The following is a 13566-nucleotide window of genomic DNA, read 5'->3' as shown; positions in this document are numbered from 1 at the left end:
CTGCGTAACGGCAGAAAAGAAAAATAACCTCTTGACTACCGTTGCAACAAAGTCATTAACCATTGACAATTAAAATCAGGCTGTCCCAAGCGAAGCGAGTTACCTGATTTTCCGCCCTGCAAGCGTCGCGACGGCGTGCGAAGCGCACGAAGCCTTGACTTTTTGGTTACTTTTGGGTCAAGCCAAAAATAATGGAAAAAGATTCTTCGCTTCGCTCTGAATGACAAGGAAAGGGAGAATTACGAATGACAAATTACGAATGATAAATTACGAATTACGAACGCTGATTAATTCAGGCTTTCAGCCCTCCGAACAAGGTATGAGAATCGATACCCCACCCTTGCGGGATGAGGCTGAAATATATCGGGCTTTCAGCCCTGCCGGACAATTGTTAATTGTTATGTCGGGGAATCCGAACGCACATAGGCGCAAATGATGCGAATCAACACAGTACGCCCCGTAGAGACGCAATTCATTGCGTCTCTACTACAACATCATATTTTCAAAAAAAACGCAGGATCAGAACACTTGTTTCAACAATTCCTATATCTCTTGTATAGAGCAAAAGCAACGAAGCCGAAAGTGCTTGTTGCTGAAAAGTGTCAGGCATTAATCACATTATAGCACTTTTTGAGAAGTCGGATTCTTCAGTCAAAAGAAGAAATCTGCCAGGTGATAAACGGCAAAAGCAGCGATCCATGCGATACAGGTGTTGTAAATTATGGAGAATGCCGCCCATTTTCGACTTCCCGTTTCTTTGGCAATCGCTGCAATCGAAGCGATACACGGGAAATAGAGCAGGACGAAAACAAGGAACGCGAGTGCCGAACGTGGCGTGAAATCTCCGGAGGCGAGCAACGTATTGGAGAGTGTTGTTTCGTCTTCATTACTATACAGTACGCCGAGGGTGCTGACGATTACTTCTTTGGCCGGAGAACCGGAGATCAGGGCAATGGCTGCCTTCCAGTTCAGACCGAGCGGGTGTACGACCGGTTCGCAGAATTTTCCTAACCGTCCGAGGTACGAGTTTTCGTATTGTTGTGAGGCCGCGACTTCGGTCTCTGCTACGGCCGGCATATCGGCCGACGGACGCGGATAATAGCTCAAAAACCAGATGATCACCGAAGCAACAAGCACAACGCCTCCGATCTTTCGCAGGTATTGTTCGCCTTTATCCCACATGTGTCTGAGCGTGGCACGCAGGGTGGGCATGCGATACGGAGGAAGCTCCATCACGAAAGGTGTTTCGTCGGCCTTGAATACGCCCCAACGAAGCAACCGCGCGGTGATTACCGCTACTCCGATACCGAAAAAATAAAGCAAGACGAGTACGGTGCCTGCACTGTTCGGGAAGAACGTTCCCGCCAGCAGAAGATAAACGGGCAGACGTGCGCTGCACGACATGAACGGGTTAATCAGAATCGTGATCAACCGACTGCTGTGGCTTTCGATTGTCCGTGTAGCCATAATGGCGGGCACATTACATCCGAATCCCATCAGCAAAGGGATAAATGATTTGCCGTGTAGTCCCATCCGGTGCATGATGCGATCCATGATAAATGCCGCGCGTGCCATATAGCCCGAATCTTCCATCAGTGAAATGAAAAGATACAGGACCAGGATGTTCGGTAGAAAAACGGCCACGCTGCCTACTCCGCCGATGATGCCGTTCACGAGCAAATCCTTCAATGCGCCGTCTGCCATCGATGAGGTGATCCACTCGCCGAGACGGGCGAATCCCGTTTCAATCCACTCCTGCGGAAAAGCACCGAGCCAGAACGTCGTCATGAAAGTGAGCCACATCAGGAAAATAAAGATGGGGAAACCGAGCCATCGGTTGGCCACCAGACGGTCGATAAAGCCCGTCTTTCGCTGTATGTCCTGATTGCCGGGTATATAAACCTCCTGCAAGGCGCCGGCAATAAAGCCGTATTTGAAATCGATGACGGTCGTCTCAATGTCGTCGTTCAGCTGACGTTTGAGCCGTGTATCTGCGTGGTCCGCCGAATCTTTCCATGCGGCATAATTCCCACAGTGACTGAGCATACGTTCGGCTTCACTGTCGTTTTCCAGCATCTTTAGCGCCCAATAACGAGGAGGAAACTGATAGGGCAGTTCGTCGGCTGCTTGCATTTTTTTCGAGAGTTTGTCGACCTCCGGCTCAATCGCTATGCCGTAATTGATCCGTATATGACGCTGGATCGCACTGCGATTTTCGAAGATATCGATCACCTTGTTCAACAGTTCATTGAGCCCTTTTCCGTTCTTGGCCACCGTGGGGGTCATCGGGATGCCGATCATCGCACCAAGGTGATGGTAGTCGAGTGTGGCGCCGCTGGCCGTAAGCTCGTCGTACATATTGAGTGCAACGACGGTGGGCTGGCTCAAGTCGATCAGCTCGGTCGTCAGGTATAGATTGCGTTCAAGGTTCGATGCCGATACGACATTGATAATCACATCGGGCTGATTGTCGAAAATATGCTGTCGGACGTAACGCTCTTCGGGCGAGTAGGGGGAGAGTGAATAAGTGCCGGGTAAGTCGGTGATGCTAAATTTATAGCCATTGTATGTAAAGTGTCCGCTCTTGGCAGCTACGGTGACGCCGCTGTAATTACCTACGTGTTCACGTCCTCCGGACAAAACATTGAAGAGCGAAGTTTTACCGCTGTTCGGATTGCCCACGAGCGCAATACGGATCTCGTTCCTGTGCCGGGCTACAGATGGCGATCCGTTGTGTGTCACAGTCGTTTCATTGTCGGCCGTACCATTCGTACGATGGGCCTCTTTCGTTTCTTCGACGGCTTTCTCTGCTTCTTTTTCCGAAAGCACCTCAATCATTGCTGCCTCGCTGCGCCGAAGTGATACTTCGTATCCCATCACGGAATACTTCACCGGGTCGTTCAGCGGTGAGTTGAGCACGGATGTCACGTGCTGACCGCGTACAAAGCCCATTTCGATGATGCGTCGCCGGAAAGCGCCATGCCCCGTAACCCGTACGATCACTCCCGATTCGCCATTATGCAAGTCCGATAATTTCATTTTCTCCTTTATTTTTGCGTGGCAAAAATAAGTTGTTTTTTCAACTCTGTCAATCCCCATTATTGGGGGTATGCGAAGGAGATATCGGGTAGGATGTTGGCACTCTGAGATTGGAAGAAGAGAAATGCCGGTTATTCTACTTTTTTTCGAGTGCCGGCTGATGATCAAGCCGTTTCAGTCCGCCCACGTAAATCAGCAGGATCACATTCATCAGTAAGGCATAGATGATAGACGGTACCGCGATCAGGTCGTTATTGAAGATAATCGGGCTGGTGGCAACGGCAATACCTTGCGCTGCATTTTGCATGCCTACTTCGATGATGATGGTGCGTCGTTCGCGTTTTTGCAGCTGCATGGCTCGTGCCAGTCCTGCTCCGGCGAAGGTGGCGAGCAAGATCATCGCCGTGATGCACACCCCGAGCAGACCGATATGTTCGCGAATCGTCTGACGGTGTTGCACAAAGAAAAGGGTAGCCAAGAGAATCAGCGCAGGGAATGCAATCCGTGACAGCGCCCGGTCGATCGCGATGGCGGCTGACGGAGAGCGTCGTCTGACGAATACCCCCGCAGCGATCGGAAGCAGCATCAATAAAAGGTTCTGTATAATCAGTCCTCCTACAGGCAGATGCACGTCGATGCTTTCGCCACCGGCCATGTGTACGGCCAATCCCATGATGAACGGAAGAGTGAACAGGGTAATGACGCTGCTCAGAGCCGTCAATGTGACGGATAGTGCTACATCTCCTTTGGCAAGCATGGAAAAAATATTGGACGAACTGCCTCCCGGCGAGCAGGCGATAAGTACCAGTCCGATGAAGAACAGCGGAGGCAGACTAAATGTCCATCCCAACATCATGGCAAGTGCCGGAAGAACGATAATCTGTCCGACTAATCCGGTAAAAACGGCTCGTGGACGGCGACGGAACAGCAGAAAATCTTTCCATTCGAGTGTGAGACCTAAATCGAACATTAACAAGGAAAGAATCGGCAGTACGATCCAAATTGCATTCATCTTTTTATTTTTTTGCGACAAAGATAATGCAAGCTGCGAGGGGAATAAAATTTTCCGGATACAAAAAAAGCCCGAACTTTCACAAGCCCCGGCTTCTCACAATCTTTAATTTAATTCGGTCAATTGGTTTGATTGACCCAATACGTATCCTGCAAGCTGTCCGCACGAAGCATCTTGCTGCGGTTATTGTACGTCAGATTCAATAATCCGAGGTAGCTTCTGTACTGATCTTCGGTCAGTGTCTCCTTCATCAGTTTCAGATTACCGTAAATGGCCTGTTCCATCTTCTTTTCCCTCGCATCTTTATTGGAATAGGCCAAGCTTTTCTGTTGCATCTCCATAAAATAATCGTTTATTTCGACCACTTCTCTTACTTGCTGTGCATCCAACTGCAAATAGCGACTCAACTGCGTCATATCAATAACCAAAGGAAGTTGATCTGAATGCTTGTTTCCTGCAAAACTCATGGTTACACTTACTAACAAGGCTGTAACAACCAAACTCAAACGTTTCATAATTCTATTCATTTTACTGTTTATATTCTTTTTTATTATTCTTCAAAGACTATCGGGACGAGCCCGGTTGTCGTTTGTCTGCGATGCAAAGATGGGGTGAAAAGGATGCGTTTGTTTCCAATTTCCCAGCATCGCGAAAAAAAGGGAGGTGATTACGAAAAAAGAGAGGTCTGAGGATTGCTTCGTAAGGCTTAGATTGAATTGTAACGGTTTGAACCATAAAAGATAGAGAAATAAGCATAACCTGGCGGATTTTTCAGGCAAAGACGAAAAAAGTATCGGTAAAGACGAAAAAGAGGCTGTTCATCGTCCCTTCCATTTTGGAAAAACGGGCGAAATATTTTCATACCTTTGCAAACAAAGAAATACCATTATGTTTACAATAAAAAAATTTACATCGGTACAAGCGTTGCTCCTGTTCGGACTGTTAATGGGTGTCTTTATCATTTATCCGAATATCGCTCAGATACCGTGGGATATTCCGAGGCTTGTACAAAGTGCCGGGACAGATGGGGCAGCGATGCAGATTTTCGTAAATGGTGTGAAAATCAATTGTGTATGTTTTGGAAGTTTGACAGGTTTCTGGCTTTTTTTCATTTTCCGCTATCTGTTTTTTAGCGTTACTATCTGGGTGCTGCTGATCATCAACATCAAAAAAATCAAACAGCCTGCTTATACCCGACGTATCTTCCTGACGGCCGCTGTCACGGCACTGGCCTATGGTCTCTATATTCAGATTTCGTTATCAATCAATAAGCATATCGATTGCTTCACCGTTCACTTGTTGTTTCAGTTTGTCGTGGCTTGTGTACTGTGTGTGCTTATCGGTTACGCGAGGGCTTTGTATTCGGTACAGCGTGAGAAGGAGCTGGAGATTGAGCGGTTGAAGAGGGAAATGCTGCAAAGTCGTTGCGACGCGCTGGCGAACCAGATCAATCCGCATTTTTTCTTTAATTCGCTCAACTGTTTGACGTATCTTATCCGAAGCGACGACAAAGAGCGGACATTGGAATTTGTGAACAAGCTCTCGAACGTATTCCGCTTCATTTTGCAGAGCGACAAGAAAGGGCTCGTAACGCTGAACGAAGAACTGAATTTTCTTGATTCGTTCCGCTATCTGCTCGAAGTCCGTTTTGCCGATAAATTGACGTTCGACATCCGGGTGGAGGCGTCTGCCACGGCCATGAAACTGCCGGTGCTGTCGCTTCTCCCGCTCGTTGATAATGCCGTAGTGCATAACGCGATCGACAGCGAGCATAAGATACACATGGTTATCGCCACCCGTAGCGACAGCGATTCGGGCGAGACGGTACTGACCGTATCCAATCCCATCTATCCGAAGCTGGAGAAGCCTTTCACGAACGGCACCGGACTGACAAACCTGAGCGCACGTTTCCGGTTGATGGTACACAAAGATATCCGTATCGAGCAGACGGACGATACATTTACCGTTATTTTACCCTTGACCTAAACAAGCATTGTATAAGCCATGAATGTGTTAATTGTTGAAGATGAAACAGCAGCCAGTGAAAATCTGAGGAGGATGCTGAGCGAGATGGATGATAGCCTTGATGTGAAAGGAGTGACGGAAAGTGTCAGCCAGACGGTTAAATGGCTGCAAACGCACGACGCGCCTGATCTGATATTCATGGATATCCATCTGTCGGACGGGTCGGCGTTCCATATTTTTCAGATGATTACCGTCGAGACACCCATTATTTTTACGACGGCATACGACGAGTATGCGCTCGATGCCTTTCGGGTTAACAGTATCGATTATATCCTGAAACCTGTCGATACGGAAGCCTTGAGGCGCGCGATAGAGAAATTTCGTAAACTGACGAAGCGCGGTATGCAAGAGTACGTCACTCAGCAGGCGCAACTGACCCCGACGGGGAAATACATCCAGAAAATCCTGATCCCTGTGAAGGATAAGCTCGTTCCGGTCACACTCTCGGACGTCTCATTTTTTTATACTACCGAGAGCAATACGACGGTGCATCTGAGAGACGGCAAGGTTTATCCTTATGCCAAAACGCTCGACAGCATGATGCAACATCTCAATCCCGACGTGTTTTTTCGTGCTAACAAGCAATTCATCATTGCGCGTGAGAGCGTGACGAATATCACCGTCTGGTTCGACAGTCGCTTGTTGGTCACTTTGGACGCGCAGATGCCGGAACGCCTTTACGTGAGCAAAAACCGTGCGTCGGACTTTAAAAAGTGGATGGTCGGGTAGTTTCTTCCACTCTTCATTGATTGCCTCAGGAGGTTTTGCCGTAAAACCTCTCCGGATTCTTTCGTGATAAAATCATCTTTTTCGTTTTTATAGAAAAAAGAAACGATTCGACCGTTTATTTTTTACCTTTGTAATGGAAATTTATTTGTACGAACATTCAAATCATTAGGCTATGCTACGAAAAACCAGAGTCGCGCTTGCCTTCGTCTGTATCGTTTTGGTAACGTTACTCTTTCTTGACTTTACGGGAACAGCCCGTTATGCATTTGGTTGGCTGGCAAAAATTCAATTCTGGCCGGCTGTGCTTGCGTTAAACATCGGCGTGATTCTTGCGCTGCTTGTGTTGACACTCCTTTTCGGACGTGTCTATTGTTCGATTATCTGTCCCCTTGGCATCTTTCAAGACGTGATTTCACGAATCTCCGGGCGATTCAACAAACGCCGATTCCGTTATTCACCGGCGCTTTCATGGTTGCGTTACACGGTGTTGGCGATTTTTGTCGGAGTTTTTTCCGTCAGTTCATTCGTTGTCGGTGCGGGGGTTGCGAGGGCCTTCGTTTCGTTGCTCTCACCTTACAGCGCTTACGGACGTATCGCAAACGGGTTGTTTGCTCCTGTTTACCGAGCGGGCAATAATCTGCTGGCCCATTTTGCCGAACGGATAGACAGTTATGCCTTCTATTCCGTTGATGTAATAGGCTATAAAGGGGTTATGATATTGGTCGTTCCGCTTGTGACATTGGTTGTGTTGGCTGTTCTCGCATGGCGTAACGGGCGGACGTATTGCAATACGATTTGTCCTGTCGGCACGGTGCTGGGCTTCGTGTCGAACTATTCGCTGTTCAAGATACGGATTGATGCGGACCAATGTAACCAGTGTGGTTTGTGTGAACGTAATTGCAAAGCATCGTGTATTGATTCGAAAGCACATACGGTCGATTACAGTCGATGCGTAGCGTGTATGAACTGTATGGACGGATGCCGTAAAAAAGCGATCTCTTTCGTTCCGGCGCGTAAGAAGCAGGAGTTTGTATCGGCGGATCATCGGGTGGCCTGCATGGAAGCTGCTCCGTCGAAGTCACTATCGAGACAGAGCAGTTCAGGGCGTACCGTACATTCACGTCGTCATTTTTTTACGGCTACGGCTTCTGTCGTACTCGCTTCGGCAGTGAAGGCGCAAGACAAGAAGGTAGACGGTGGTCTTGCGGAGATAAAAGACAAGGTTCTTCCCGATCGTGTGACAAAACTTACTCCTCCGGGAGCAATCAGCGCACGTCATTTTGCACGGCAGTGTACTGCATGCCAACTTTGTGTTTCGGCTTGCCCGAACCACGTGCTTCGTCCTTCCGATCATTGGATGACACTTATGCAACCCGAAATGGAATATGACCGCGGCTACTGTCGGCCGGAGTGTACGAAATGCTCCGAGGTATGTCCCACAGGCGCTATCCGTCCCATCACGCAGGAAGTGAAGACTTCGTTACAGATCGGACATGCGGTGTGGGTGATGGAAGATTGTATCGTGAAGCGTAAAGGAGTGAAGTGTGGGAACTGCGAGCGTCATTGTCCGAACGGAGCAATCACCATGATCGCTTCCGATCCGGACGACGAAGATTCACTCCGCTTTCCTTCTGTCGATACCGAGCGATGCATCGGTTGCGGCGCGTGCGAATATGTTTGTCCTTCGCGTCCCTTCAGCGCGATTTACGTAGTCGGTCACGAAGTACATCGTTCCGTTTAATCATATAAACAGTAATCAAAATGAAAAAGAATCATATTAATCGAAGAGATTTTATCAAGGTACTTGGCGGAACGGCTACCTCGACCGCGGTGCTTTACGGATGTACGAATCAAAAACAACCGCGTAGAGCGGTCGGTGAAGTACCGACCGACCGGATGACGTACCGTACAAATCCCAACACCGGCGACAGGGTGTCGCTTCTCGGATATGGATGTATGCGTCTGCCGACCCTGAGCAGCGAGAACGTAGGAGAGTCGGAAAATGATATTGATCAGGAGATGGTCAATCGTTTGACGGACTATGCCATTGAACACGGTGTAAATTATTTCGATACGTCGCCCGCTTACTGTAAAGGGAGGTCGGAACAAGCGATGGGTATTGCTCTTAGTCGTCACGCACGCGACAAATATTTCATCGCCACGAAACTCTCGAACTTCTCGCCGGATACGTGGAGCCGTGAGGCATCGCTCGAAATTTATCACCATTCGTTCAGGTATTTGCAGGTAGAGTATATCGACTACCTCCTTCTGCACGCCGTCGGACTGGGAGGAATGGAGGCGCTCAAAGGTCGCTACCTCGATAACGGAATGCTTGATTTTCTGCTGAAAGAACGTGAAGCCGGACATATCCGTAATCTGGGATTTTCGTATCACGGCGATATCGAAGTGTTCGATTATTTGCTGTCACGACATGATGAGTACAAGTGGGATTTTGTGCAGATTCAGTTGAATTATGTTGATTGGAAACACGCGAAAGAAGTGAATCCGTCGAACACGAATGCCGAATACCTTTGCGGCGAGCTGAAGAAACGCAACATCCCGTCCATCATCATGGAGCCCCTTCTGGGCGGAAGGTTAGCCAGTCTCAACGGTCTTTCTACGGAGCTGCTGCGCTCCATGGACCCTGAAGCGAGTACGGCATCATGGGCGTTTCGCTTCGCCGGCTCGGAACCGAATGTGTTGACCGTTCTCAGCGGTATGACGTATATGGAACATTTGCAGGAAAACATACGTACCTATTCGCCGATCCGGACATTGAACGATAGGGAACGCGCGATGTTGGAAGAAGTGGCGTTGACCATGCTTAAATACCCGCTTATTCAGTGCAACGCGTGCCAATACTGTATGCCGTGTCCTTACGGGTTGGATATTCCCGGAATCTTCACGTATTATAATAAGTGCTTGAACGAAGGTAATTTTTCGGATAATATACACGACGAACATTATCGTAGAGCGAGACATGCGTTTTTAGTCGGCTACGATCGCAGGGTGGAAAGGAAACGTCAGGCTGATCATTGTACGACTTGCGGCCAATGCAATCCACACTGTCCGCAGCGTCTCGATATACCTGCGGAGATGTTGAAGGTCGACAGGTATGTGGAACAACTGAGACGCAACGCGTAGTACCGTATCGGTCGAACGGAGTGGCAGGAGGCTGATGAACAGGGATAGAAGCACACAAAAAAAGCGCCTTTTCACAAAGGCGCTCTTTCCATAAAGTATGATTTATTTGTAAAAGAAATTTATTTCACTCTTTTATATCCGTAGACGGCTAATGCGCCCAATTCCTCTTCGATGCGAAGTAACTGGTTGTATTTAGCCATGCGGTCGCTGCGGCTCAGCGATCCGGTTTTGATTTGTCCGCTGTTCGTGGCAACGGCGATATCGGCGATCGTGGCATCTTCCGTTTCACCCGAGCGATGGCTCGTAACGGTCGTGTATCCGTGGCGGTGTGCCATTTCGATCGTGTCAAGCGTTTCACTCAGCGAACCGATCTGGTTTACTTTGATCAGGATCGAGTTTCCACAAGTCGTCTCGATACCTTTCGAGAGGAACTCGACGTTCGTTACGAAGAGGTCGTCACCTACCAGCTGACAGCGGTCACCGATGCGTGCGGTGAGTTTCTTCCATCCGTCCCAGTCGTTTTCGCTCATACCGTCTTCGATCGAGTCGATCGGATATTTGTTGATCAGCTCTTCGAGATAAGCGATTTGTTCGTCGGCCGTACGTTTTTTGCCGTTTTCTCCTTCAAAGAGGCTGTAGTCGTAGACGCCGTTTTTATAGAATTCCGACGCGGCGCAGTCCATGGCGATCTTCACGTCCTTTCCGGGTTCGTATCCGGCTGCTTTAATGGCCTGAATAATCGAGTCGAGAGCATCTTCCGTTCCGTTGAGGGCGGGAGCGAATCCGCCTTCGTCACCTACGGCCGTGCTAAGTCCGCGGTCGTGCAATACTTTCTTGAGTGCGTGGAACACTTCGGCGCCCATGCGCAGACCTTCGCGGAACGAGGGAGCGCCCACGGGGCGGATCATAAATTCCTGAAAGGCGATGGGGGCATCGCTGTGCGATCCTCCGTTGATGATGTTCATCATCGGGACGGGCATCACATACGTATTCGTGCCGCCGATATAGCGGTAGAGCGGCATGTCAAGATAGTTGGCTGCTGCTTTGGCTACGGCGAGCGATACGCCGAGGATGGCGTTGGCTCCGAGTTTTGACTTCGTTTTTGTGCCATCGAGCTCAAGCATTTTCCGGTCGATAGCACGCTGTTCGAGCGAAGACATACCGATAAGCGCCGGGGCGATGATGTTGTTCACATTATCAACGGCTTTGAGTGTTCCTTTGCCGGAGTAGCGTTGTTTGTCGCCATCGCGCAATTCGAGAGCTTCGTGTTCGCCGGTCGATGCACCGGAGGGCACGCTGGCACGTCCGATAATACCCGACTCAAGTCTGATGTCTACTTCTACCGTAGGATTTCCGCGCGAATCCAAGATTTCGCGGGCTGTAATCTGTTCTATTCTCATGTTACTTTTACATTAATTGTTTTCAGCCGACAAAGATAGGGCAAAAAATGCACTTCCGCAACCTTACCGGTCGGCATGTTTGGGGGGAACGCCTGCGGCGGTATCCGCACCCGGGCTTGTTTTATGCCCGTTCTGCCTCACAGGTATCTTTTTTCTTTGAGCAGAAGCGTTTACATTGCTCGCAGATGTTATAGCCCAAAAGCGCTCCGAGGATAAAATCTTCTTCGGGGGTAAGCCGGTTCAGGGGACGCCCGACAAACGTGCTGATCGTCTCCAGACATTCCGGCTGCCCGAAGTAAAGATTGATGTTGTTTCTCCCTGCGCGTTGAACGAGGTAAGGAATGTTTTGTCGTTCGAGCCGTTCGCGTGCGAGGGTCAGATAGCGCTCGTTCATGGTGAAGAGCACGAGGTTTCGCACGCCTTTCTTGTATTCGTAGATATGATTATGCAAGACTCTGATCTCGCCCGGCAACACTCCCGTCTGTTCCATCGCGGTATGTCTTATTTCAGAGAGGCAACCCAACGGCTGATGCGGTCGTCCGTTTTGTTCGGCTCGTTCTCCTCGTCGATCGGCAGACCGATGAACTGTCCGTCTACCACGGCTTCGGAACTGTCGAACGTATATTCGGACGGATCGACTTGTCCGACGAAGATCGCCCCCGACGATTTCAGTCCTTCGTAGATCACACCCAACGCACTGCAGAACGTATCCGAGTAGGAAGACGAATCGCCCGTACCGAAGAGGCCGATTTTCTTACCCGCCAGATCGGATTGTTTGAGCGTTTCCAGCCCGTCGTACCAGTCGTCCTGCAAATCGCCGGCTCCCCATGTGGAGGAACCTAACAGCAGCATGTCATATTGAGCAACATCGGCCGGTGTGATTTTGGCTACTTCGTACACGTCTTCGCTTGCAACGTTCATCTGTGAGGCTATGCGGCCTGCAATGTCTTCGGTCGTACCTGTCGTAGAACCGTAAATAATGGCTGTTTTTCCCATGTCTTTTTTATCGTTTAAATTTCGGACGCAAAGTTAGAAGTGCCGATATTACGGCACAATCCCTAATTATAGGGTTTTTTGGGGAGGGGCATCCCCAATAATCGGGATGTCTTTCCCGAAGAAGGAGAACAGCAGGCGGTAGGATTACGATGCTTTGCAGGCATTGAGATGTTTATTTGTTTAGGTGATAAAAAGAGACTATTCAAGGCTGCTTGAACATGAACTACCTCAAAGAAATACTCGGAATTTGATGCGATTGCCCTGATATTACAGGTGAAACCTTACAAAACCAATACATAGATCAGCAGAAAGGCATACAGCAGGACGTTGCGGGCTGTGATTGCGAGCGTACGGTTGAGGGCGGTGCCATGCTGACGGGACAGCTCCTGCCATGTAAGCCATGCGATCATCAGGAAGAAAATAAACAGGAACCAGATGTTCCGGCTACGATAAAGATAAACCGGCCAGGAACAAGCCACGGCCAGCAGCGTGTTGATCAGATAAAGTGTGGTTCCGAAACGTCGTCCGAACATGACGACTGTCGTGCGTTTACCGGCCTGCGCGTCTTGCTCTCTGTCGCGCACATTATTTACCAGCAGGATATTTACGGAAAGCAGTCCCATGGCCACTGAAAGCCAGCCGGCTGTCCATGCAAACTCTTGTGCCTGTATGTAATAAGTAAAACATACGGGAATAACACCGTAGAACAACAGCACGGCCAGATCGCCCAGCCCGTGATAAGCCAGCGGATAAGGTCCGGCCGTATAAGCCGGCACACAGAGGGCAATAGCGAGTCCGACAAAAATCAGCCACCAGTCGCTGTAGATTAGCAAAGCAAAGCCGCAAAGAGAGGCGGCGGATAATGTGACGAAAGCTCCGGTCAGCATCGTCTTGGGAGTAATCCATCCCGAAGCGACTGCCCGCTGCTGTCCCAGACGTTCTTCGGTATCGGCTCCTTTTTTAAAGTCGAAATAATCGTTGAAGAAGTTGGCTGCTATTTGTGCCAGCACGGCAACGGCCATGCACAGTACTGCGGGCATCCACTGAAAGACATTGTTTCTGTAGGCCAATGCACAGGCCACCAATACCGGGCTGACCGATGCCGCCAGCGTTTGCGGTCGTGCCGCCCGTATCCATGCTTTACATTTGTTCGGTTTCATTCGAGTAGCAAATTTAGATAAAATCCTCGAGATTTTACACCGGGCAGATAAAAACACAAGG

Annotated in this window: 11 protein-coding genes; 4 read left to right on the top strand and 7 right to left on the bottom strand. The window is 49.3% G+C overall.

Annotated features, from left to right (window positions below; all coding sequences use genetic code 11):
• Positions 1–651: 651 nt before the first annotated feature.
• From feoB to ACTTKA_RS11120, 3 genes are all read right to left on the bottom strand, one after another.
• Entirely contained in the window at positions 652–3039 is a 2388-nt protein-coding gene (gene feoB / locus ACTTKA_RS11130) for a ferrous iron transport protein B (RefSeq protein WP_442725086.1), read from the bottom strand.
• Positions 3040–3175: 136 nt separating this feature from the next.
• Positions 3176–4051: a bile acid:sodium symporter family protein gene (locus ACTTKA_RS11125; protein ID WP_442725085.1), complete on the bottom strand. Its 876-nt coding sequence runs from the start codon at positions 4049–4051 to the stop codon at positions 3176–3178.
• Between the two features lie 119 nt (positions 4052–4170).
• Positions 4171–4566 (bottom strand): hypothetical protein, encoded by a 396-nt coding sequence (locus tag ACTTKA_RS11120; RefSeq protein ID WP_442713459.1) that lies wholly within the window; start codon positions 4564–4566, stop codon positions 4171–4173.
• Between the two features lie 373 nt (positions 4567–4939).
• Between ACTTKA_RS11120 and ACTTKA_RS11115 the strand changes: the two genes are divergently transcribed.
• The 4 genes from ACTTKA_RS11115 to ACTTKA_RS11100 all read left to right on the top strand — a co-directional run bounded on the left by ACTTKA_RS11115 (position 4940) and on the right by ACTTKA_RS11100 (position 9949).
• A complete protein-coding gene (locus ACTTKA_RS11115; RefSeq protein ID WP_442725084.1) occupies positions 4940–6037 on the top strand; it encodes a sensor histidine kinase in 1098 nt (365 codons plus the stop codon).
• Between the two features lie 18 nt (positions 6038–6055).
• Positions 6056–6805, top strand: coding sequence for a LytR/AlgR family response regulator transcription factor (locus ACTTKA_RS11110; protein WP_442725083.1), 750 nt, complete (start codon positions 6056–6058; stop codon positions 6803–6805).
• A gap of 172 nt (positions 6806–6977) precedes the next feature.
• Positions 6978–8546: a 4Fe-4S dicluster domain-containing protein gene (locus ACTTKA_RS11105; protein ID WP_442725082.1), complete on the top strand. Its 1569-nt coding sequence runs from the start codon at positions 6978–6980 to the stop codon at positions 8544–8546.
• Between the two features lie 20 nt (positions 8547–8566).
• Positions 8567–9949 (top strand): aldo/keto reductase, encoded by a 1383-nt coding sequence (locus ACTTKA_RS11100; protein WP_442725081.1) that lies wholly within the window; start codon positions 8567–8569, stop codon positions 9947–9949.
• Between the two features lie 119 nt (positions 9950–10068).
• Here ACTTKA_RS11100 and eno read toward each other — a convergent pair whose 3' ends face one another.
• From eno to ACTTKA_RS11080, 4 genes are all read right to left on the bottom strand, one after another.
• Positions 10069–11349, bottom strand: a complete 1281-nt coding sequence (gene eno / locus ACTTKA_RS11095) for a phosphopyruvate hydratase (RefSeq protein WP_442713455.1) — start codon at positions 11347–11349, stop codon at positions 10069–10071.
• A gap of 121 nt (positions 11350–11470) precedes the next feature.
• Entirely contained in the window at positions 11471–11839 is a 369-nt protein-coding gene (locus ACTTKA_RS11090) for a DUF2023 family protein (RefSeq protein WP_442713454.1), read from the bottom strand.
• An 11-nt stretch (positions 11840–11850) separates the two neighbouring features.
• Positions 11851–12345 (bottom strand): flavodoxin FldA, encoded by a 495-nt coding sequence (fldA, locus tag ACTTKA_RS11085; protein ID WP_442725080.1) that lies wholly within the window; start codon positions 12343–12345, stop codon positions 11851–11853.
• A gap of 281 nt (positions 12346–12626) precedes the next feature.
• Positions 12627–13505, bottom strand: a complete 879-nt coding sequence (locus tag ACTTKA_RS11080; protein ID WP_442725079.1) for a 1,4-dihydroxy-2-naphthoate polyprenyltransferase — start codon at positions 13503–13505, stop codon at positions 12627–12629.
• Positions 13506–13566 lie beyond the last annotated feature (61 nt).

Source organism: Tannerella sp., assembly GCF_052170195.1.
Classification (GTDB): domain Bacteria; phylum Bacteroidota; class Bacteroidia; order Bacteroidales; family Tannerellaceae; genus Tannerella.
The sequence above is the reverse complement of the archived record's forward strand: the minus strand, read 5'-3'. Positions and strand labels throughout refer to the sequence as shown.